A 21,871-nucleotide genomic window follows, 5' to 3' on the forward strand; every position below is an offset into this window, starting at 1 on the left:
GTGTATGGCATACATGGAGTCAATGCAGTCAACGCTCTCGTCGTTGTTTGCAGCGGGGGAGGCTGGCCGTACCAGCCTCGACGGCATGGTTGTCCCGTTGACTAGCGCCGTCAGCGACATGTCTGGGGCTGTGGACGAGCTGGAGGGGTTGCCGGTGGTTGGCCCTGCAGTCGGGGAGAAGCTGCAGCGGACGATGCGGGCTATCAGTGCGGCGCAGTCCACAGTGGGGCAGATTGCATCGACATACAGCCGGGTGGCCACTGGGGCAACTGCCGTGCAGGAGCGCCTGGGTTCGTTGAGCGAGCAGGCGGGCAAGGCCAGCGCGGCGATCAATCGCATCGCCGGCCAGGTCAGTCCATCGCTTACCGGCATCCTGCCGACCAGTGCGATCACGGCGGGCAGCTCGCCGGCAGCGGCAGCTATCAAGCCGTTCCCGCATCTGCTGATCCTGCAGCCGCTGGATCACAAGCTGCAGCCGTACTACTTCAACCTCGATACGGCGACCTTTGACGAGCTGCGGCGACAGACCTCGGCGCGCTGGGCCGCACAGGAGCGTCTGACCCGCGATATCGCGCAGCAGGCGGTGGGCCACGGCGAAGACAAACTGAGCCTCAAGGGGGCCATCTACCCGGGATTCAAGGGCGGGCTCAAGCAACTGGACAAGATCCGCTCGATCGCTCGATCGCTGAAACCAGTGAGCCTGGTGACCGGCTACGGCGAAGTGCTCGGCACCTGGTGCCTGGTCAGCATCGACGAAGAGCAGAGCGCATTCCTGGCCGGCGGGATCCCGCGCAAACAAGGCTTCTCACTTGAGTTTGTGAAATATGGCGAAGACATGCAGAACGTCTAGCGGGGATCTGCTCGATACCCTGTGCTACCGCTACTACGGGCACCTCAACGGCACCATGGAGGCGGTGCTGGAGGCCAATCAGGGCCTGGCCGACGAGCCGCAGCCGTACCGTGCCGGCGTCCTTATCACACTGCCGGACCTGCCGGCACCATCCACCGAGACTGTCCTGCTTTGGGATTGATCTCGTTCATTCACTGAGCCCCGTCATGTGCGGGACTTTTCTTTTCTGGAGTGCACATGCAACCGACATTTCGTGTTGTCGCTGACGGCAAGGACATCACGGCGTTGATCAATGACCGGCTTCTGTTGCTTCGGACTACCGACAAGCCCGGCATGGACTCTGACGAGTTCGAGCTGCGGATTGACGATCGAGACGCGGCAGTGGCGTTGCCGCGCCGTGGGGCGGGCGTTGAGATCTACATGGGGTATGCCGGGCAGGCGCTGGCCCGCCTGGGCAAATACGCGGTCGACGAGATCGAGGTATCAGGTCCGCCGAGTACAGTGGTCATCCGAGGCAAGGCCAGCGACATGCGGGGCTCTGGCAAGACCACCCGTAGCGGTTCCTGGGAGAACGTGCCCCTCTCGAAGATCGTCAGCGACGTGGCCGCGCGCAACGGCTGGACGCCGGTATGCCCGGTGCAGACAAAGGTCGAGCGGATCGACCAGCGCAACGAATCGGACTTCAACTTCATTACCCGCCTGGCCAAGCTGTACGACTGCACGGCGAAGGTCGCCGACGGCAAGCTGCTGGTGATGCCCCGGGAAGCCGGCAAAAGCGCAAGCGGCAAGTCATTCGCGGCGATCACGATCGCCCCGGCCGACGTCAGCCGGTGGCAGTTCCACCTCGGCGATCGCAGCTCGCAGAAGGCGGTGAAGACCAAGCACAAAAAGGACGGGAAGCTGGTAACGGTCGAGCTGGGGAACGACGACGCTCCCTCCGGCCTGCCGGGTGTCCACACTGATCGGCACATCTATCCGAACAAGACCGCTGCCGAGCAGGCCGCCAAGGCCAAGCTGGCCGCATTCAACCGCAGCACCGCCGGGGTGCGCCTGCAGATGGCCGGGCGTACCGACCTCTTTGCCGAACGCATGATCAACGCCCAGGGCTTCAAGGTCGGCCTCGATGGCGAGTACCTGGTGGACAAGGTCGAGCAGACCTTCGACGCCTCGGGCTGGACGACCGTCGTCGAGTGCAACGGTGGCAAGAAGGGCAAGGCGAAAGCCAAGGGCAAGAAAAAGAAGGAAACCAAGCCACTGAAGGTGGTCGACGTGAAACCGACCTGACGGGTCGGCCAATACAGGAGCACAGCAATGACAGTCACCGTGCAACAGCTTCAGCAGATCCTCCCGAACGCCGGCAAGAAAGCCGGCGTTTTTGTGTCTGCCCTCAACGCGGCCATGGACCGCCGGCAGATCGACACTCCCAAGCGTGCTGCAGCGTTCCTGGCCCAGGTCGGTCACGAGTCCGCGCAACTGCTCTACGTGCGCGAGCTGGGCAGCGACCAGTACCTGAGCAAGTACGACACCGGTACCCTCGCTGCTCGCCTGGGCAACACCCCGGCCGCCGACGGTGATGGCCAGCGCTATCGCGGTCGCGGGCTGATCCAGATCACTGGCCGTTCCAACTATCGCCAGTGCAGTGTTGCGCTGTTCGGCGACGAACGTCTGCTGCAGCAGCCTGAGCTGCTTGAGCAGCCACAGTGGGCCGCTGAGTCGGCCGCGTGGTTCTGGCAGCAGCAGAGGCTCAACGAGCTGGCCGATGCCGACCAGTTCAACAGCATTACCCGCCGGATCAATGGCGGTCTGAACGGTCTGGAGGATCGCCTGCAGATCTGGGCGCGGGCGAGGGCAGTGTTATGCGCCTCCTCGAACTGATCCCAGCACCTTACCGCCTGGCGGCATTCGTCGTGCTGCTGGCCCTGGTGGCCGGTGGTTCGGCGGTTGCGTCCTGGCAGGTTCAGAACTGGCGCTACGGCCAGCAGTTGGAGCATCAGGCCCGACTGCAGGCGGACGCGCTCAACGAGCAGTCCCTCGCCTCGGCCGCGCTGCAGCTTGCCGAGCAGGACAAGCGCCTGGCCCTGGAGCAGCGGCTTCAGACCAGTGATCAGATCCATTCGAAGGAATTGAACGATGTGCAACAGAATCAGGCTCGCCTGCGCGATCGCCTTGCTACTGCCGATCTGCGGCTGTCAGTCCTCCTCGATCGGAGCGACCCTGCCGCCGGATGTGCGGTGCCAACCACCACCGCCGCCGGCAGCGTGGTTCATGCAGCCCCGCGCGCCAGACTTGACCCGGCGCATGCTCAACGAATTGTCGGAATCACCGACGACGGCGATCAAGGACTGATCGCGCTGCAGGCCTGTCAGGCCTACGTGAAGGAAGTTTCAACTCCGCAATAAAAGGAGCGGCCGGTCTGGGTGTTGCTGCACCCGTTCCGGCCGCCGTCCCCCGCAGCTGATCCCTGCAAGGTCCAGCCAAGGCTCCTGCTTCGTGCACAAAGCGCGAGGAGCCTAGCACCTGTTTATCTATACAGTAAAGGTCTTGCTCTCAATGTCCTCTCCGATTGTTCCCTGGATGGGCGGCAAACGCCGCCTGGCCGACCGCCTCATCCCTCTCTTTCCTCCCCATGAATGCTACGTCGAAGTATTTGCCGGCGGTGCCGCGCTCTACTTCATGCGTCCCCAGGCTGCGCCCGTGGAGGTTCTGAACGACCTCAACGGCGACCTGGTGACGTTGTATCGCGTTGTGCAGAACCATCTCGAGGAGTTCGTGCGCCAATTCAAGTGGGCGCTGTCCTCACGGCAGATCTTCGAGTGGCAGAAGATGACCCGCCCCGAAACGCTGACTGACATCCAGCGCGCGGCCCGGTTTTTCTACCTGCAGCAGCACGCGTTCGGCGGCAAGGTCTCTGGCCAGACGTTCGGCACCGCGACCACCGGGCCGGCCATCAACCTGCTGCGGATCGAGGAGAACCTCTCGGCCGCGTGGCAGCGTCTCGCCGGCACGTACGTCGAGAACCTGCCCTGGCTTGAGTGCGCCGAGCGCTATGATCGGGCACACACCTTCCACTACATGGACCCACCTTACTGGCAGACGGCCGGCTATGGTGTCGACTTCCCGTTCGAGGAGTACGAACGGATGGCGGACTTCATGCGGCGATGTAAGGGTAAGGTGATGGTCAGCATCAACGACCACCCGGACATTCGGCGTGTGTTTGCGGGCTTCCATTTCGAGACGGTGGATATCCGCTACACCACGGCCAATCAGCGGCAGGGAAAGGCCGAGGTGACGGGTGAGCTGGTGATCATGAACTGGGAGCCGGCCGCGCTATGCGGGTTGTTTTAACTATCAATGTGCGAGTCCTGTAAAACCTGTGCCCGTAAGTTGTAGCAGGTCTGAGAGTTGAAGATGGAGTGATGATTAATGGCGAATCATATGCGAAATTTTCGATACGAAATAATCAGCGAAAAGCTTAGAGAATTCTTGCGCACGTTCGAGTGGAATTATGCCTTCTTTCGGAATTTCCATGGTTTTACACACGTATTCGAAAGCATTGCTTGCCTCTCGTTCTAAATGTCTAGACTGGCTGCGGTTATAAATTATGTCGAATCCTGCTTTGAGAGCGGCAGCATAGGTTTCAGTTGTAAATGCTTGATTGGTTCTGATCAGCTCTAACTCATTTTCGGAAAGGTTGAGGTCCACGTTAAGGTCGAGCTCAGAGTTACTGGCGGGATTGAAGGAGTAAGTGGCATTCACCATGGGGCCATCATATTGTTCACTTAGGATGATCGCGATTCGCGACATGGAAAAATACTCAACATAACCTAAAAGTTTTCGCTTAGAAGGGATGCTGAGAACGCTTACACAATTAAAGGCGTGAGTTGATGGTCGGTTCATGACCAAATTTCGCAGATAAAAGAAAGCGTAGGGCGGTGTTGCAGTATCGTTTTTTAAGTACTGCATCGCTGTATCGCAGGACTGAACACTAACACCGGAAGCTACTGCTAATGCGACAGCAGTTTTGACCATTGAGCGCCCCGCAAGTTCTCCGCCAAATTGAGCTGAAAAGGTTATGGGGGTCTCAAGGGGAGTCTCAGTTACTGTCATGCCTCTCAAAAATGAAGCAGCATCTACCTTAGGGTTCTTTTTCGCAACCTGACGAACCATTTTATGAGCTGTTAACTCATCCCTTGCTGTGATATGGATTCTCAAACCTTTTTCGCTCGGCTCGGTCTGGTAGATTGCATTTGGTATTGTCATACTGCCATCAGGAAGCAAGAGGTAGTGTTTCCCGTCGATAGTCTGAATCTTGATATCCGGCGGGTCTCCTCTTTCTCGTTCAACACCGTGCATCATGGCTACGTGGGAAAACTGCTGCCAGATCTCAGCATCCCAACTGTCACCCGAACGGCTATTGCAATCGATGCAAATGAATGAGCGGATTTTGCGTCGACCACCGATTGATCGCGGAATAATGTGCTCGCGAGAGTTGTTGGAAATTTCAATTGGCTTTTCACAGAGGGCACAGAAGTTCTTGTTGTTCATAGACTTTGCTCGTGTTGGTGAAGTTACTCTTCATGATTTGAATTTGGCGCGACACCATCACTAGTGTTGTCATCAAGAATATAATCTATTGTCTCCCTGATTTCGTTTGTTGCGTTTATTATTCTGATTTTTTTGTATGCAATTAAGCCTAGGCGCCTTATTGGTGTGGCTAGTAGGGCGTTAAGGAAACTGTGCGTTGATGAGTCTACATCTACAAAATCTAATAGGAGTGATTTTCCTTCAGAGAGTGCGTGGATTATGTATTTGTCTCTGTATCTAATGGCTTCCGACTTGAGGTCTGCATTTTTCCCAAAATAATTATACATGCCGACATATAATTGCTGTGTGGTTGCCGCATTGGTTCTCGCGGCGATTTCAGCTTTGGCATGATCGCGGAACTCACTCATCATTGCATCTAATGCGAATTCCGTACCGCGATCAAGTCGTACTGTTACCAGTACAAATGTACCCGGCCAGGTTGTCTCTAAGGTTTTTGCAGTTGTATCTGTTGGTGATATATGGACGGCTCCGCGGCCAGATATGATGTGCATGTCGCCGCGTAGTTTTTTTAGAATGTTTGATGATATAAATAGCCCCATGCCCGCGTTGTTGCGTGTCTCGTATGGATCTTTGGTGGTGAAAGTTCCAGATATTTCAGGTTGGATGGCTAGTCGAATAGCCTCTTCGTCAGTTGAAATTCCTGGGTAAGCCTTGCTGATATGGTTTTTTATGCCGATTCCTATGTCGCCAACAATGAAGTGTAGTTCGTTTGCTCTTTCATACCATGTGAATTGCAATAGTGATGGTGTGGGGTATCTTTTGCCCTTCCAGTGAAAGTCTGATGCGCCATGTTCATGTACGTTATATAAAAGTTCAGATATTACATATCTTAAGGTTTTCTGATATTCGACCCCGAAGTTTAGGGTGAAGTCGTCCATAGATTTCAGTGCTGACTTAAAGTCGTCTGAGTTTCTGATGGCAAAAAGAGGTTTGTGCTCGTTTGAATTGAAATTTACTTTTGGGTCCGTGCAAACTGCAAACAACCCTTGCGCGCCTAGCATTCTCCAAACTCTACTGCCGTTAGGATCTGCTTCATTTTCTAATAGAATTGATACAGTGCACCCTTGCTGTTTTAGTCTCCAGCAATACAGGATTAATAAAGATGCGGCCTGATAGTTTGCACTGCTGCATGAGCGAAAGTCAATTTCAACTGGAACGTTTCGTAGCTTCCAGTTGAATACTGACAATACTTGGTCAAAGTGTTTTATTTCGCTTCTATTGAAGGTGAATTCGCTTGGTAGTACAAGAGTAACTTTAGAGTCCTTCTTTATTTTTCTCTTGATTCCATATAGCTGGTCGCGCATTGATTTCATGGTCGCTCTCTCCTTGATCTAAGCTCCGACTGTACCTAAAGCTAAACTGTAAGCGCAATGGCCTCTTGCCATCTTGGCGGGGTTATAGAGTAACAAGTATGCTCTAGAGCAGATCCAATCTTCGGCGCTTGCTTTCTGCTCTAGGGCCGACTTTTCGGCTGAGTCGACCGAGTGCAGCCTATAGGGAAATTTCGCATTACCCATTTCTGGCTTGCCTGAAGCTATTCACAGACAGGACTGATGGCGGTGGTGGTGGGTGGGCTTAGCTTGTTGATGGCGTCGCATGGGTGGGGGCAGGAGATGGAACGAGAGTTGGACCGAGAAATCAGGGCAAGTGAGTTGCTGATCCAGCAGGCTATTGATGCTTTGCGGTGCTACGAGATTGCGAAATCCAACGCGGCTCCTCTAGAGGTAGAGCGCCTGCGGGTGCTGGTTGAGTCGTTGTTTCAGGCTGTGACTGAACACCATCTCCGTGCAGCGGGTTGCTATCTTTCTACCCTGCACTAGTTGGGCTGGTGGTACAAAAATGGTACGAATCCTTATCGGTTCGTCTGTAAGGCATGTAGAGAAAGGGTTTTAGGGTAAATAGGTCCAATCCATCATCGGCGCAACGCTGAAGCGGCGCGAGGGCTCGGAGCGGGTAGGTGTAGCGTCGTTCAAGGGCATGGAAAATCGGTCGCTGTGGGCGCAGCCGGCGCATGGGGTAGGGCGTCGGCTTGAGTGGCGTGTGGGGCTTGATGGCGGGAGTTTATCAGAATATGGCGTGGCCCAGATGCCGGGCCGAAAGCCACCAACGATACAAGGCCAGCGCCCCGAACGAGTCGGGGCGTTGAAGCCGTTGGCAGTGGGCACTGTATTGCGCGGCGATCAGCCGTTGTTGCAGGTGCCTGGCAAAACCAGCTTCAAAAGCATCGGCGCCATATCGTCGGGGTCCATGCTGCCCCGATCAGCCCGGGTGCGAGCTGGATGGGTTACCACTGATGATGCACATGGGGAGCGATCTTGCTCTGGTAAAGACTGCGCAGCGCGTCCATCGTGCTCGGCGAGATCGGCGGCAAGTCACTGGCCGCGCTGTTGCCCAGGGCCTGCTGGGCGTTCTTGGCTCCGGGGATCACGGTGGTCACTCCGCTTTCCATCAGAATCCAGCGTAGGGCGAATTGGGCCAGGGTCACGCCATCGGGTACATGCGGACGGATTTGCTCCACGACCTCGAGGGCGAGCTCATACGGTACGCCGGCGAAGGTTTCGCCCTTGTCAAATGCTTCGCCGTTTCTGTTGAAGAGTCGATGGTCATCAGGGGCAAAGGCCGTGGACGCGTTCATTTTCCCCGTCAGCAGGCCTGATGCGAGCGGGACTCGGACAATCACCGCTACTGCGCGCCGCTTGGCTTCTTGCATGAACAGTGCAGCAGGCCGCTGACGGAAGATGTTGTAGATCATCTGGACCGAAGCAACGTTGGGAAACTCGATGGCCTTGAGTGCCTCCTCAACTTTTTCCACTGATACGCCGTATCGACGGATCTTGCCGGCGGCAACCATGTCTTCCATCACCTGGAAGACCTCGGGTTGGTAATACACCTCGGTCGGCGGGCAGTGCAACTGAACGAGATCCAGGCACTCGGTTTCCAGATTCTTCAGTGACCGCTCAACGAACGCGTTCAGGTTGGCGCGGGTGTACCCACCGGCCACGTGAGGATCCAGCCGGCGGCCAGCCTTTGTTGCAATGAAGGGCCGATCACCGGGGCGAGACTTCATGACGTCTGCGATGATGCGTTCGGAGCGGCCATCGCCGTAGACGTCCGCTGTGTCGATGAAAGTGACCCCGTTATCCAACGCCGCGTGCAATGCGGCTCTAGCGTCCTCTTCGGAAACCGACCCCCAGGAGCCGCCAATGGCCCAAGCGCCAAATCCAATCTCGGAAACCTCTACGTCAGTGTTGCCGAATGGTCTGCTGTGCATCTTCTTCTCCTCTTGCATGGCATCGATTGTCCATCGTTGGCCTCGATTGTCTGGCCGCTGATGTAGCCAGGGTCTGCCCTGGACGTTGAGACAGGGATGATCGCATGCAATAAAATGAATGAATTTCAGTCCTTCGATGAACTTGGGTCACTCATGTCAAAAACAGATCGGGTTGATTTCGCCGACTTGAAGGTATTCCTGGCTATCGTGCGTCGCGGTAGTTTCAAGGCAGCTGCGGGTGAATTGGGGCAGACGCCGTCGGCACTCAGCCATGCCTTACGGCGGCTGGAGGATCGGTTAGGCGCGAAGCTGCTCAATCGCTCAAGCCGCGCAGTGTCTCCAACCGTGCAAGGCGCGGAGCTCGCTGCCCGCCTCGAGGAGGGCTTCAACCAGATCGGTTGGGCGTTGGAGACAGTGGCGGCGCCAGGGGCCGCAAGCCTGGGTGAAATTCGCCTAAATGTATTTGCCGATGCGGCTGAACTGCTGATAGCCCCGGCGCTGGCGGAGTTTGTCCGACGCTGCCCCGAGGTTCGCCTCACTATCGTGGTCGACAACCGGCCCATTGATATCGTCGCAGAGGGGTACGACGCAGGTTTGCGCTACGGACACCATGTGCCCAAGGACATGATTGCGCTGCCGTTGACCGGACGTCAGCGCTGGGTGCTGGTGGCCTCGCCCGAATACATCGCCCGGCGGGGGCTTGTACAGTCAATCGATGACTTGGCCAATCACACCTGTTTGCAGCTCCTGTTGGGGGATAATTCGAGTTTCCGTTGGGAGTTGAGCGATGGTGGCCAGATGCGCAGGATTCGGGTGCCCGGGTCCTTGACCATCAATGACACCGTGACGACGATTCACGCCGCGCGCGCGGGATTGGGAATTGCCTACGTGCTCGAAAGCCGTGTCGAGAAAGAGTTGCGCGAGGGGGCCCTCAGTCTGGTGCTTCCTCAGCACGCGTTAGACGAAGACCCGATCCACATCTACTACAACAGCCGACGCTACAACCATCCCGCTCTGCAAACACTGATCAACATTGTCAGGCAGCAGAACGGTCTTCCCACGCTGCTCTGAGGGGCGTGGCCCGATGATCCTTGATCAGGGAAAACGGCCAGTGGACGACAACGCATTCATGCCGGCGCGACAGGGGCTATCGCGTCAGCCGAAACGCCCCCACACCACCCGTTCTGCCGCCGCCCCTCGCGGGGTCGAGCGCAGGCGACGCTCACCCATCAGGGTGCGCAGTTCGATCCACAGCGCCATGGGAATCGGGTAGCGATCCTGTTCCCATTCCCTGTAGACGGAAGTTGGTACCCTGACCAAGGCGGCACAGGCTTGCCGGGTCAGGTCATGACGTTGACGAAAGGCCTTCAGCTCAGGCCCGGTCGCCGGTCTGGGGGGCATGCCGAGAGCTTCGGGAAACCATATGGCCAGCAAGGAGCGGGCCTGAGTGTCAAAACCGAGCTGGGACACACCGGCGCCGCTTTGCTGCAGGTGCAGCATCAGTTGGAAGACCAGGGCCATGTCGGTGGCCACCGGTGAGGAGACTCTCCAGCCGACCAGCGAGAGGTCGACGCCGCCGACTTCGGCAGGGTAGTACCAACCCAATAGAAACAAGGCACAGCGGGAGGCCTCCAGGCTCAAGTCCTGCGCCGCCGTGAACAGCCGGCCCAGTGCCTCAAGTTGTGTCTCGCAGTACCTGGCGGCCGATACCGGGGCTGGACTTGTCGGCCTGCTGTCCAACTCTTCTGTGCTCACTTCAAGCATCGACACCTCGGCGATATTCGGTCTTTCACGTAGGGCATGCCCTTTATCCACAGGCGCAGGGCCCTGTCGTGGGGCTCACTATCGAGGGTGTCTCATGTTGCAACAAGTAACAGTTCCGACTCATTTATGTTTAACTGTTCTCCCAATAACACCGAACAGTGGACGTTCCAGTGAAAGATTTCCGGGTGAGCAAGGACGATGAGCTGTCCCTGACGCAGCAACTGGTCAACGGTATCTGTCGGTGGATCGAGGCACGGCGCATTCGGCCGGGTACACGCCTGCCGTCGATTCGCCAGCTGGCCCGGGACAAGCAGGTCAGCCACTCGCGAGTGATTGAAGCCTATGAGCGACTGGTTTCCCTGGGGATTCTGGAGTCCCGCCAGGGCAAGGGGTTCTTCCTGGCTGAGCCGCTTGCCGCGCAGAGCGACGATGCGGCAGACACGCCGCAGGTCAACGATGCGTCCTGGCAACCTCTGACCCAGCCCAGCCAGGATCGGTTGAACCTGTGCTGTGGCTGGATTCCCGACGCCTGGCGCGAGCCACAGGTGGTGGGTTTTGCCATCCGCCAGGTGACCAGGACCGACCCCGACAGTCTATTCAGCTACAGTTCGCCGCTGGGCCTGCCGCTCTTGCGCCAGCAGATCCAACAGCGCCTGGAGCGCATGGATGTCCGGGTCGGTCACGAACAGATCCTCACCACCCAGGGGGTAAGCCATGCCATGGACCTGCTGGTCAGGAGCCTGCTCAAGCCAGGTGACTGCGTTCTGGTCGAGTCGCCTGGCTACCCGAACCTGTTCAATCTGTTGCAAGCCGCTGGCGTGCGCCTGCTGAGCATATCGAGAACGCAGGACGGGCCGGACATCCGGCGCCTCGAGGCGTTGCTGCAGGAGCACCGGCCGCGATGCCTCTTCATCAACAGCATGTACCACAACCCCACGGGTACCTCGTTGCGCCCGGCGACTGCGCATCGTCTGTTGCAACTGGCAGAGATCCACGACTTCCATATCATCGAGGACGATACCTATGCTGACTTGCACAATGGTGCCGGTATCCGACTGGCCAGCCTGGACTCGCAGAACCGGGTGATTTACGTCGCCAGTTTTTCCAAGACCCTGAGCGGGTCGCTACGGGTCGGCTACCTGGTGTCCAGTGCCGATCAGGTGCGGCGTTTGGCTCAGTTCAAGTCGGTGACGAGCCTGGGTACGTCCCGGTTCGTCGAGAGCGTGGTTGCCACGCTGCTTGGTAACGGTGCCTATCGCAAGCTGCTGCAACGGTTGCGCGAGCGCCTCGACAAGGCAATGGCCCAGACCCTCAGGCACCTGGAAGCCTATGGCTGGGAAACCTTCGCCGAGCCGGTCGGCGGAATGTTCGTCTGGGCGCGTTGCGCACCGTTCGGCTTTGCCCGGTTGAATCAAGTCGCGGCGGCCTGCGGCGTCATGCTGTCCAGTGGTGATGCCTACTATCTGGACGGCCAGGACAGCGACTGGATTCGCATCAATGTCGCCTATGCCGACGATCCGCGTGCGACGGCGTTTTTCGAGCGCCTGGCTGCCGAGCGCGATCGGCAACCAGGTCTCAAATGCTCGGCAGCCGGCGATAGTGGGTACTCGCTATCAGCAGCAGATTGATCAGCGCAGCAGCAAGCAGGCACACCAATACCCAGTCGATGCCCCAATGACCCATGATCGCACCGCCGAGCGATGGAAAGCCGAACAGCCCGATGAAGTAGGCCAGCGTAAAGACCTGCGAGGTGACCGAAGGGGAAAGGCCATTCGCTTCCGCCTGGTTGACCGCCAGGCTGTTGAGCGTGGAGTAGCTCAGCCCGTAGCCGACGGCGAAGACCACCGTCGCCAGTAGATAAAGCGACGTACTGCCGCGGTTGAGCAGAAACATGCCCAGCGACAGGCTGGTGAACAGGAACAGCCCGACCGCCAGGCGCTGCAGCGGCAGGCGTCCGATTGAACGTGCGACCGAGAAGCGCAGCAGGACACTGGTCAGGGTGAAGGTGATGAAAAAATTGTCCGCTCGCAACTGGCGGCCCTCGGCATAGCTGGCCTGGTAGGTGGAAAGACCGGAGAAAATGCATGCCCCCAGTAAGATCATTGCAATCGGCAAGGCCGCCTGGCTGCCCAGCAGGGCCTTGAGATCAGTGAGGCGCAGCGAGACCTGCCGGGTGGCGGACTTCGGGAGTTGCGCCATGGCCCGCTGCGCGATCACCAGACAAAGCGCCGACACCAGGCAGGCGCTGCCCGCCAACTCATAAAACAGGCCGTAGCTCGCGCTTGCCTGGACGATCAGGTGGCCCAGCGGGGTTGCCAAGCCGAGCCCGGCCATCTGCGCCCCGGAGAGGATCGTGAAGTACTGCAGGCGAGCGCTGGGTTGCAGGTGATGGATGATCTGCAGCGGGGCCAGGATATAGAAGACCGACCAGCCGACACCCAGCAACAGTCCGCCGGCATACGCCGCCTCCGGTGCCAGAGGCACGCAGGCAAACGCGACCATCGCCCCGGCCATCGCTACGGCAGCTGCGGTGATACTGCCCATGACGCCGATGTGCTGAGCCGCCCAGCCGGCCAGGCAACAGCACAAGAGGGTGGTGACCATTCCAGCCGATATCACGCGGCCGATGCTGGTGTTGTCGAAGGCCATTGTCCGCAGGTATTCCGGCAGCAGAAAGCTGGAACCGTAGGCGGCGGCGATGATGACGCCCGCGATCAGAAAAGGCAGGAAGGCGGCTGTTGGAAGCCTGGCAGGCAATGGCTCGGCGGTTTCGGGCATGGCGCGGGACTCGACGGGTTTGCATTTCGAGGGTGTGTCGTCTGTTTAAATTGAATGTAGGTTATATCCTACATTTTGATGCGACAAGCCACTCAGGCTGTTTTTATGGGCGTGGACCGGGTGGGGCTCAGAGCAGCTCGGCCAGCGGATAGCCGACCGCATTCGCCAGGCGGTCCATCATGTCGATGGTGACATTGTGCTTGCCTTGCTCGATATCCGAGAGGGTGGTGCGCTGCACGCCGGAGCGATTCATCACGTCGGCCTGCGTCAGCCCGGCAGCCCGACGGGCCTGCTTGAATTTCTGGGCGAAGCGCAGGCGGGCCGGTGAAGCGCCTTCAACCGAACGACGCAGGGTTTCATCCGTCATGGGAGTCTCGCAGGCAGGTGTGTGGACCAGGTTCGACCTGAAGTAGATGTCGACCATGGTATCAACACTGGTGCCTATGCGGGGCTGTGGATTGTCCGCGAGGGGGAGACCGGGGGCAGCGCCTGATGGTTCTGGCTTCCCGGGGCCCTGGTGCATTGCACGCCAGGTGGCCCCGGGTTGTTCAGGGTATCAACTGACCTTGGCCGAGTTCAGTTCCATGGTGTAGCGTTCGGAGCGGATGCCCTTGCTGCTGTAGTACTCTTCGATTGACTTGACGAAGCGTTTCTCCGCCGGCACGTACCAGAATGCCTTGTAGAGGCTCCCGCTGGCCGTGCGCGAGGCGGTGTGCTGGGCTTGCGCGACCGTGGTGACCGCCCCGGGCGTCGCCAGTGCCTGCGCACCGACCAGCGCGGTGGGGGCCACGACGGCCGTCCACTGCCCCTGGGCTTCGATCTTCATGGCCCTGAACGTGCCGGCGGGTACCTGGATGTCTTCCCAGCCGGTCACCACGTAGTCGTTGTGAAAGGTCTCACTGGTGTGCAGTCGGTTGGGGTGCTGTTCGGTGTAGTCGACCGTCCACTTCTTGTCCTGGACCAACGGGAATTCGAACGGTCGGTTGACCACCTCCTGCTTGCCGTTGATATCCCGCGAGCGGCTCCAGTCACGGCCCATCATGGCCTCGATCGGCGGTTGGTTCGAACCGTTCTGCCGGGTGCTGATCAGCACGTCGTTGCTGTCGACGCGCTCGACCGTCACCAGCTCTTCCTTGCGCGAGAAACCTTGCTGCCCGGTTTCCACCGTGACGGTATAGACCCAGTTGTCCCCGGCCTTCAGGGCAGGCTGGTCGATCGACTCGGCATACGCCGAGGAACACATCAGGCCAAGCACTGCGACAGACAGTTTTCCAAACATCACATTTTCCCTGGGTGGTTGGCACGGCCAGCCCCTTTTGGGCTCGCCAGACGAGTGCGCGCCAATCATTGCAGATAATTCGGCACGGTCCAGACGGCTGGGGGCCCCGGCGTGAAATTTCATCTTGGCCGCAACTGTTCAGTCGGAATCCCTCGCACCCCGGGCCATGCTGGAGAACACCCCGTCCCGATGGATCCAGGCGTGCACCAGGGCTGCCGAGAGGTGCCCGACGACGACGAAGTAGAGCAACCAGGCCAGCACGCCATGCGCATCACGTAGCCAGGCATATGAAACCGGGTTGGCCGGTATGATCGCAGGCAGGTTGAATCCCTCGAACAACACGATCGGATAGCCACCGGCCGACAGCAACGCCCAGCCAATCACCGGCAGCCCCAGCATCAGCGCATACAGCAGGCCATGGGAGGCGATCGCTGCGCACTGCTGCCAACGCGGCAGGCTGTCTGGCAGTGGCGGCGGCGGATGGCGCCAGCGGTTGGCCAGGCGGATCACGGCCAGCACCAGGATGGCGATACCGAGCGGTCGGTGCAGGTCGATCAGCCAGATCCGATGGTTCAGGGACGTCGTCATGCCCACGCCGATGAAGAGCATGGTCAGGATCATGCAGGCCATCAACCAGTGCAGCCATCGCGCAAGGCCGTTGAAATGCCGATTAGGGGCTGTCATTTTCACGGTTCCTCCTGCTTGCCGATGGCTTCGCTGGCCTGGCCATGACCGATCTCGCCCACACGCAGGTTGAACGAGTGCGAATAGGCTCCCGAGCGGGCACTGAGCACAGGGTCGTTCGAGACCTCGATGCCGGCTGGCACTATCGAGGGGTCATAGTTGACGTCGCGGCAGGCACCCACGGCCTGCTCGATGACCTGGGTCACCTCCAGTGTGCCAGCCACCACCTGCCGTCGCTGCTGTGGCCAGGGTTGGGAGGGGTCGTCCACCGGGTCGCCAGGCTGGGCCAGTTGCATCACCAGGTCCCAGTGCAGTGGCTGTTGCGCCAGTTTCTGGCGCATGTCGTCGAACAGGAAGTCATGGGGCGCCGCTTGCCGCTGCTCGTTGGCGAGCGGCTGGAAGGGCACTTGCGAGCGCATCGACCAGCGCACGGCCTGCCGCTGCCCCTGGGTGTCGACCAGGTAGAAGGCATTGATGCCGAAGAATTCCACACCCGAGAAGCTGGCGGGCGCCGGAGCCGCTGCCCGCCAGGCGAGGAATTTCTTCGCCTCCGGGTAGCGTTCCAGGAAGGCTGCCAGGCGCTCGGGGTTCGCTTGCCCGGTCGCCGGATCGGCAGCCGTCGCCTTGAGCATGGCGCTGAATCCCTCGGCATCGTGGGTGGCGAAGTATGGCTGGTTGTTCAGGGCCATGCGCCATTGCTGCTGGTCGTCGGTGGTCAGCAACAGCGCCATGCTCACCGTGCCGGTCGAGTTGTCGGCGGCGTGGGGATTGCCCGCGCCGATCGAGAAACGGCCGATGACAGGCACTTCTGCCTGCGTGAAGACCCGCGCCTTTGAGAGTGCTTGCGCATCCTGGTGATGCCTGAACGTACCGACAAAGCACAGGCCCTTGCCGTGGGCACGGCGAAATCCGGGAGGAAAGGAGGCGGGTGCCTGGCCGACCAGGCCCTTGCTGGTCGGGCGTGTGCCGATCCAGCCGGCGGTCCAGGCCAATGCACCGGTCAGTGTCGCGGCAATACCGATGATCGCGACAGACGCCAGCCAGGTGCGTTTTGAGTTGATCTGCAGTTTTGACATCGCTCGTTCCATTGCTCTTGTGGCGGATGGCTGGAGCCGGCCTTGCGAGAAGGGGCGCATCCAGGGCGGACCCCAGCGTTCCAGAGGGCGATGATATAGAGCTGTGGCGTTGCAGGGGCCTCGCAAGAGTTAACATTTTCGTGAAGGTTGTTCATGCCGATGCCAGGGGGCTCCACTGTTTCAGGAGCCCCAGGGATTTCACTCGGAGACGGCGCGCGGTAAATCAGTACCGGATCATCACCGACTTGAGTTCGGTGTAGTCCTCGATGAAGGCATCACCGAACTCGCGTCCGACGCCGGAGGCCTTGTTGCCGCCAAACGGTACGGCAGGGTCGAGCAGGGTGTGCATGTTCACCCACACGGTCCCCGCATTGACAGCCGGCACCATGCGCAGGGCCTTGCCCAGGTCGTTGGTCCAGAGGCTGGCGCTGAGTCCGTAGGGGGTGTTGTTCATCAGTTCCAGCAGTTCTTCCTCGGTGTCGTAGGGCAGGAAGGTGGCGATCGGGCCGAAGGTTTCCTCGTTGAGCAGGGTATCGTTGACGCTGTTGGCGAGGATCACGGTGGGCTCGACATAGCAGCCGGGCCGATCGATCAGCTTGCCGCCGTGGATGATGCTGTTGTTTTCGGCACGGGCCTTGGCGAAGAAACCTTCCAGCTTGAGCTGGTGCTGGCGGTTGGTGACCGGGCCGAACTCGGTGCGCTCGTCCAGTGGCGAGCCGATGTTCAACTGGCCCAGGCGCTGGGACAGTTTGTCCATGATCGGTTCGATCTGCGAGCGGTGGACGAAGAAGCGCTCGGCGGCGGCACAGATCTGCCCGGAATGCAGGAAGCCGGCCTCGATGATGCCGTTGACCGCCTTGTCCAGGTCTACGTCGCGCAGGAACCCCGCCGAGTTCTTGCCGCCCAGCTCCAGGGTCGCACGGGTCAGGTTGGCGCCCATGGCCGCCTGGCCGACCGCGATGCCGGTCGGGACCGAGCCGGTGAACGAGACCTTGTCGGTACCGGGGTGTTCGATCAGGCGCTTGCCGACCAGGCCGCCACCGGTCAGGACGTTCAGCGCGCCCGCCGGCAGGCCGGCCTCGATCGCCAGTTCGGCGATGCGCAGGATGGTCAGCGGGGTGAACTCGCTGGGCTTGATGATGATGCTGCAACCGGTCACCAGCGCCGAGGCGAGTTTCCAGAGGGCGATCATGGTCGAGAAGTTCCACGGCACGATGCCCACCACCACGCCGACCGGCTCGCGCAGGGTGAACGCGGTGTAGCGCTCGCCGGCGAAGGAGGGGAGCGACGGGGTGATGGTCTGGCCGCTGATCTTGGTGGCCCAGCCCGCGTAGTAACGCAGGAAGTGCGCCGCCTGGTCGACCTCGAAGGCCCGTGCCACCTGGATGATCTTGCCCGACTGCAGGGTTTCGATCTGCGCCAGTTCCTCGCGGTTGCGCTCGAGCAGGTCGGCCAGCTTCAGCAGCACGTTGCCGCGCACCGCCGGGGCGGTCTGCGACCACTGCCGGAAGCCGCGCCGGGCCGAGTCCACGGCGGCATCGATATCGGCCTGGTCGGCATCGGCGACCTGGGCAATGACCTGGTCGGTGGCCGGGTTGATCACCTCCAGCGTCCGGCTGGAATGGCTCGGGACGGTGGTACCGTCGATGAACAGGGCAGGGCTTCGGCGAAGGAAGGCTTCGACTTGGGGCAGCAGCGCGATATCGCTCATGGGGTTTTCCTGTGGAAACAGCGGAAAAACCCGAGGGTATTGAAGGCCAGCCGGATTGGCTTGACTGTGCCTGCCCGGCAGTTTGACTGTGGCTGCCGGGCTGGGTGGGGAGCCGCGCAGGCCGCTCCCGGGAGGGGGATCAGAACGGTACGGCGACAGTGACCTGGCTGTAGACGTTGGTGCCGTTGCCGCCGACCTGGTTGCCGCCGTTGCTGGCGTCCTTGTCCGGCTTGTACAGCCCCAGCAGCGGGGTGACGATCAGGTGTTCGTTCACTGCCCATTCGGCGTACAGGTCCAGCTCGCGGCCGTCCAGGTTCAGCATGTCCTGTTTGTGCAGGGTCTTGTAGTCGAAGAACAGCACGCCAAGGGTCAGCGGCTCCACCGGCTTGACCTTGAGTGCCACATGCTGGATCGCCGTGTTGGTGTTGAAAGGCCCCGCGTAGTTGGCGGTCACCTCGCCCTGGAACCAGGTGCCGTAGCCGCGGCTCAGGCCGTTGAACATCGAGTCCCAGTTCTTGGAATAGCGGCTGTAGCGGTAGGTCAGGTCCGGCGACCAGGGCAGGTCGGCGAAGGTGTAGCCGGCCTCGGTGTACCAGGCCTTTTGCGCACCGGCATCCTTGTCCTGCCAGGCGTACTCGAAGCCGAAGTGGGCGTGCTCGATACCGGCGTTGCCGGCACCGCGCAGGCTGTAGATGTTCATGCCCTCGCGCTGTTTCTGGAAGTCGCTGGCATAACGGTCGTCGACGCTGATGCCGTGGATGTAGGTCAGCCCCAGGGTGCCAGGATCGGCAGTGTACTCCAGGGTGCCGGCGGCCATTTCGGTCTTGGCCTGGGCACGGTTGTCGGACTTGATCCACATCACGCTGCCGTGCACGCCTTCCTTGCCGCCCAGGCGCAGGACGGCCGTCTGGTCGAAGGCATGGCGTGCCGCCAGGTAGTAGGCACCGCCGCGATTGAGTTCGCCGTCGGCCGGACCCTTGCCGAAGTTCAGGCCGTCGTCATTGATGATGAAACCGTCCCCCAGGGTGATGATCTGGCGGCCGAACGAGACGTCCACGCCATCCTTGCCGAGCATCGGGAACAGGTCGCCCGAGCGCCAGCCGGCGAAGGCCTCGTCGAACTTGGTGGTGCGCTCGGTGCCGGTGCTCAGGCCGGCCGGATCGCCGTCGCCCCAGGTCCCGGAGCTGACCAGGTTGGCGGTGCCATAGGCGCTGCCCAGGTTGCCCAGCGTCTGGTCGATGCTCAGGCCATACTTGATGAAGCCCTCGCGCCAACTGGATCCACCGCTTCGGCCGTCGTAGTTCTTGCGGCTGTTGAACATCCCGTAGACTGCCAGGAAGTTGCCGGTGACCTTGGTGTCGCCATCGGCATACAGCTCATAGGCCCCGGCCGACGAGTCGACGAGCAGGAGCGCCATCCCCAGGCCAACGGCCTTGGACAGCGACCGTGTTTTCGGTGTTTGCTTCATTATTGTTTTCCCCGATCTTGTTGGACAGCTCACTGAATCGAGTGCGCATTAGGGCGACCGCAAAGGGCAAAGTCTTTCTCCTGCGTGCCAGATAATTGATCCTGTCGGCCAGGCGTCGTGTCGTGGCAGGCAGCAACAAAACCCCCGGCAGACAGGGGCAAGACGGTCGGGGTGGGAGGGGCGCACAGTGCCTGGGTACAAGGCGCCGTTTGCTCAGGGACAGGCAGGGAGGGGGATCGCCGACTCCTCGAACGGTTCGCGAAATACACAATAACAATTCGCTTTCGAGGATCTGCACCATGTCGATCAACGACAGACTCACCGAGCATCTGAAACGTGGCACGGTCGGTTTTCCCACCGCACTGGCCAGCACCATCGGCCTGATCATGGCCAGCCCGGTCATTCTCACCGCGACCATGGGTTTTGGCATCGGCGGCAGTACCTTCGCCGTGGCCATCCTGATCGCCGTGGTGATGATGCTGGCCCAGGCGACCACCTTCGCCGAGGCTGCGTCGGTGCTGCCGACCACCGGTTCGGTCTACGACTACATCAACTGCGGCATGGGCCGTTTCTTCGCGATCACCGGGACCTTGTCGGCCTACCTGATCGTCCATGTGTTCGCCGGCACCGCGGAAACCATCCTGTCCGGGGTCATGGCGCTGGTGAACTTCGAGCATCTCAATACCCTGGCCGAGTCGGCTGGCGGTTCCTGGTTGCTGGGCGTGGGCTTCGTCATTGTCTTCGGTATCCTCAACGCCTTTGGCGTCAGCGTGTTCGGCAAGGCCGAGATCATCCTGACCTTCGGCATGTGGACCACCCTGATGGTGTTCGGCGTGCTGGGCCTGATCGCCGCGCCGGCGGTCCAGCTCGATGGCTGGTTCGGCGCGTCGCTGGTGGGGACCGACCCGGTGACGGTGTTGTCACTGGTGGGCATGGCGATGTTCATGTTCGTCGGCTGCGAGTTCGTCACGCCGCTGGCACCGGACCTGCGCAACTCGGCCAGGGTCATGCCGCGGGCGATGGTGCTCGGCCTGCTCGGTGTCGCGACCTGCATGTTCATCTATGGCGCCGCGATGAAGCGCCAGGTGGAAAACGTGCTGCTCGATGCCACTGCCGGCGTGCACCTGCTGGATACGCCGATGGCGATTCCACGCTTCGCCGAGCAGGTGATGGGGCATGTCGGTCCGATGTGGCTGGGGTTGGGCTTCCTGTTCGCCGGGGCGGCGACCATCAATACGCTGATGGCCGGGGTGCCGCGGATTCTCTACGGCATGGCGGTCGACGGCGCCTTGCCGAAGGTGTTCACCTACCTGCACCCGCGCTTCAAGACGCCGCTGCTGTGCATCCTGGTGGCGATGCTGATCCCTTGCCTGCATGCGCTGTACCTGGGCGGCAACACCGACAACATCATGCACCTGGTGCTGGCGGCCGTGTGTGCCTGGAGCTTCGCCTACCTGCTGGTGACGCTGTCGGTGGTGATCCTGCGCATCCGTCGTCCGGACCTGCCACGGGCCTATCGTTCGCCGCTGTTCCCGCTGCCGCAGATCGTCTCCAGTGCCGGTATCCTGCTGGGCATGTGGTTCATCACCCCACCTGGCATGAATCCGGCGGACATCTATATCCCGTTCGGCGTGATGCTGGGGGGCACCGCCGCCTATGCGCTGTTCTGGACGCTGGTGGTGCAACGGGTCAATCCATTCAAGCCGGCATCGGTGGAAGAGGTGCTGGCCAAGGAGTTCGCCAATGAACCTGGGCAGTCTCACAACGGCTATACCGACCATGCTGCAAAAGCTGTCTGAGCTGTTCGGTGCAGGTCGTGCACCGACCGGCTACCGGCCCGGAGTGACCCTGGAGCATCTGCGCCGTAACCTCGGCGTGAACGGTTTCGAACAGAGTGGGCCGGCCAGCGCGCAGGTCAGGCTGGATGATGGGCTGCAACTGGAGGTGCGCGAACGCACCGAGTCGCAGCTGTTCATGCACCTGGTCATGACCGAGTTCGTGCTCAGGGTACCCGCCTTGAGTGAGGGCACCGCCTGCTTCGAACTGCACCATGGCGGGGCGATTCGGCGGACCGCTGTTCGCTGTCGGCAGCGCTCCGGTGACCGTTCGCTGCAGGTCGCACTCGAGGCCGGGTTGCAGCCGGGCAGTGCGCTGCATCAGGCGCTGATGCCGCTGGACTTCAAGCGCCTGCGTATCGACCTGCAGGACCGGCAGTGGTGCGTGCGGCTGGAGCACATGGGCGGCAGCGAAGTGGTCAACCGGATGCCGGCCTTTCGCCGTTACATCGCCCTGAGCCGCGAGCAGCGCGACAGCCTGTTCCAGGCGCTGGCCGGGCTGCAGCGACTGTTGCGTACCTGCTGATCCCCAGACCGACCTGGCACCTTT

General features: G+C 60.5%; 21 protein-coding genes. 10 read left to right on the forward strand and 11 right to left on the reverse strand.

From position 1 onward, the window contains the following. Positions 1 to 4: 4 nt before the first annotated feature. The 6 genes from HU752_RS11500 (at position 5) to HU752_RS11525 (ending at position 4,195) form a co-directional block, all read left to right on the forward strand. A complete protein-coding gene (locus HU752_RS11500; RefSeq protein ID WP_186680619.1) occupies positions 5 to 850 on the forward strand; it encodes a phage tail protein in 846 nt (281 codons plus the stop codon). Next, the gene (locus tag HU752_RS11505) at positions 825 to 1,031 is read left to right on the forward strand and encodes a tail protein X (protein WP_186680617.1); all 207 of its coding nucleotides are present in this window, start codon (positions 825 to 827) and stop codon (positions 1,029 to 1,031) included. Before HU752_RS11500 ends, HU752_RS11505 begins: the two co-directional genes overlap by 26 nt. A 56-nt stretch (positions 1,032 to 1,087) precedes the next feature. Further along, positions 1,088 to 2,134, forward strand: a complete 1,047-nt coding sequence (locus tag HU752_RS11510; protein ID WP_186680615.1) for a phage late control D family protein — start codon at positions 1,088 to 1,090, stop codon at positions 2,132 to 2,134. Between the two features lie 27 nt (positions 2,135 to 2,161). Beyond that, entirely contained in the window at positions 2,162 to 2,725 is a 564-nt protein-coding gene (locus HU752_RS11515; protein WP_186680613.1) for a glycoside hydrolase family 19 protein, read from the forward strand. Next, positions 2,707 to 3,249: a lysis system i-spanin subunit Rz gene (locus tag HU752_RS11520; protein ID WP_186680611.1), complete on the forward strand. Its 543-nt coding sequence runs from the start codon at positions 2,707 to 2,709 to the stop codon at positions 3,247 to 3,249. Before HU752_RS11515 ends, HU752_RS11520 begins: the two co-directional genes overlap by 19 nt. Before the next feature lie 151 nt (positions 3,250 to 3,400). After that, positions 3,401 to 4,195: a DNA adenine methylase gene (locus tag HU752_RS11525; protein WP_186680610.1), complete on the forward strand. Its 795-nt coding sequence runs from the start codon at positions 3,401 to 3,403 to the stop codon at positions 4,193 to 4,195. A gap of 75 nt (positions 4,196 to 4,270) precedes the next feature. Here the strand turns inward: HU752_RS11525 and HU752_RS11530 are convergent, their stop codons facing one another. The 3 genes from HU752_RS11530 to HU752_RS11540 all read right to left on the reverse strand — a co-directional run bounded on the left by HU752_RS11530 (position 4,271) and on the right by HU752_RS11540 (position 8,744). Continuing rightward, the gene (locus HU752_RS11530) at positions 4,271 to 5,395 is read right to left on the reverse strand and encodes an HNH endonuclease (RefSeq protein WP_186680608.1); all 1,125 of its coding nucleotides are present in this window, start codon (positions 5,393 to 5,395) and stop codon (positions 4,271 to 4,273) included. A gap of 23 nt (positions 5,396 to 5,418) precedes the next feature. Beyond that, complete coding sequence (locus tag HU752_RS11535) at positions 5,419 to 6,768, reverse strand: STAS-like domain-containing protein (protein WP_081009926.1); 1,350 nt, start codon at positions 6,766 to 6,768, stop codon at positions 5,419 to 5,421. 971 nt (positions 6,769 to 7,739) lie between these two features. After that, on the reverse strand, positions 7,740 to 8,744 hold the full coding sequence (locus HU752_RS11540) for an aldo/keto reductase (RefSeq protein WP_202894684.1): 1,005 nt from the start codon (positions 8,742 to 8,744) through the stop codon (positions 7,740 to 7,742). A 78-nt stretch (positions 8,745 to 8,822) separates the two neighbouring features. Here HU752_RS11540 and HU752_RS11545 point away from each other — a divergent pair, with 78 nt between their 5' ends. Beyond that, positions 8,823 to 9,797 carry a LysR family transcriptional regulator gene (locus tag HU752_RS11545; RefSeq protein ID WP_367616487.1) on the forward strand — a complete coding sequence of 325 codons (975 nt, stop codon included), beginning with the start codon at positions 8,823 to 8,825 and terminating at the stop codon, positions 9,795 to 9,797. A gap of 84 nt (positions 9,798 to 9,881) precedes the next feature. Here HU752_RS11545 and HU752_RS11550 read toward each other — a convergent pair whose 3' ends face one another. Then, entirely contained in the window at positions 9,882 to 10,490 is a 609-nt protein-coding gene (locus HU752_RS11550) for a helix-turn-helix domain-containing protein (protein ID WP_186680606.1), read from the reverse strand. 185 nt (positions 10,491 to 10,675) lie between these two features. On the opposite strand from HU752_RS11550, the gene HU752_RS11555 reads away from it, so the two are divergent. After that, entirely contained in the window at positions 10,676 to 12,118 is a 1,443-nt protein-coding gene (locus HU752_RS11555; RefSeq protein WP_225920119.1) for an aminotransferase-like domain-containing protein, read from the forward strand. On the opposite strand, the gene HU752_RS11560 is transcribed toward HU752_RS11555, so the two are convergent. The 7 genes from HU752_RS11560 to HU752_RS11590 form a co-directional block, all read right to left on the reverse strand. Next, positions 12,066 to 13,268, reverse strand: coding sequence for an MFS transporter (locus HU752_RS11560; RefSeq protein WP_186680602.1), 1,203 nt, complete (start codon positions 13,266 to 13,268; stop codon positions 12,066 to 12,068). The two genes, HU752_RS11555 and HU752_RS11560, sit on opposite strands and share 53 nt — an antisense overlap. Positions 13,269 to 13,395: 127 nt before the next feature. After that, positions 13,396 to 13,635: a helix-turn-helix domain-containing protein gene (locus tag HU752_RS11565; protein ID WP_186680599.1), complete on the reverse strand. Its 240-nt coding sequence runs from the start codon at positions 13,633 to 13,635 to the stop codon at positions 13,396 to 13,398. Between the two features lie 189 nt (positions 13,636 to 13,824). Continuing rightward, positions 13,825 to 14,547, reverse strand: coding sequence for a hypothetical protein (locus tag HU752_RS11570; RefSeq protein WP_202894683.1), 723 nt, complete (start codon positions 14,545 to 14,547; stop codon positions 13,825 to 13,827). Positions 14,548 to 14,685: 138 nt separating this feature from the next. After that, entirely contained in the window at positions 14,686 to 15,231 is a 546-nt protein-coding gene (locus HU752_RS11575) for a cytochrome b (RefSeq protein WP_186680597.1), read from the reverse strand. A 2-nt stretch (positions 15,232 to 15,233) separates the two neighbouring features. Beyond that, positions 15,234 to 16,307: a catalase family peroxidase gene (locus HU752_RS11580; RefSeq protein WP_186680594.1), complete on the reverse strand. Its 1,074-nt coding sequence runs from the start codon at positions 16,305 to 16,307 to the stop codon at positions 15,234 to 15,236. 223 nt (positions 16,308 to 16,530) lie between these two features. After that, a complete protein-coding gene (locus tag HU752_RS11585) occupies positions 16,531 to 18,018 on the reverse strand; it encodes an aldehyde dehydrogenase family protein (RefSeq protein WP_186680591.1) in 1,488 nt (495 codons plus the stop codon). 139 nt (positions 18,019 to 18,157) lie between these two features. Continuing rightward, positions 18,158 to 19,486 carry an alginate export family protein gene (locus HU752_RS11590; RefSeq protein WP_186680588.1) on the reverse strand — a complete coding sequence of 443 codons (1,329 nt, stop codon included), beginning with the start codon at positions 19,484 to 19,486 and terminating at the stop codon, positions 18,158 to 18,160. 299 nt (positions 19,487 to 19,785) lie between these two features. On the opposite strand from HU752_RS11590, the gene HU752_RS11595 reads away from it, so the two are divergent. Together HU752_RS11595 and HU752_RS11600 are read left to right on the forward strand one after the other, a co-directional pair. Further along, a complete protein-coding gene (locus HU752_RS11595; protein WP_186680586.1) occupies positions 19,786 to 21,285 on the forward strand; it encodes an APC family permease in 1,500 nt (499 codons plus the stop codon). Beyond that, positions 21,266 to 21,847, forward strand: a complete 582-nt coding sequence (locus HU752_RS11600) for a DUF3156 family protein (RefSeq protein WP_186680584.1) — start codon at positions 21,266 to 21,268, stop codon at positions 21,845 to 21,847. Before HU752_RS11595 ends, HU752_RS11600 begins: the two co-directional genes overlap by 20 nt. Positions 21,848 to 21,871 lie beyond the last annotated feature (24 nt).

The organism is Pseudomonas vanderleydeniana, from assembly GCF_014268755.2.
Taxonomy (GTDB): Bacteria; Pseudomonadota; Gammaproteobacteria; order Pseudomonadales; family Pseudomonadaceae; genus Aquipseudomonas; species Aquipseudomonas vanderleydeniana.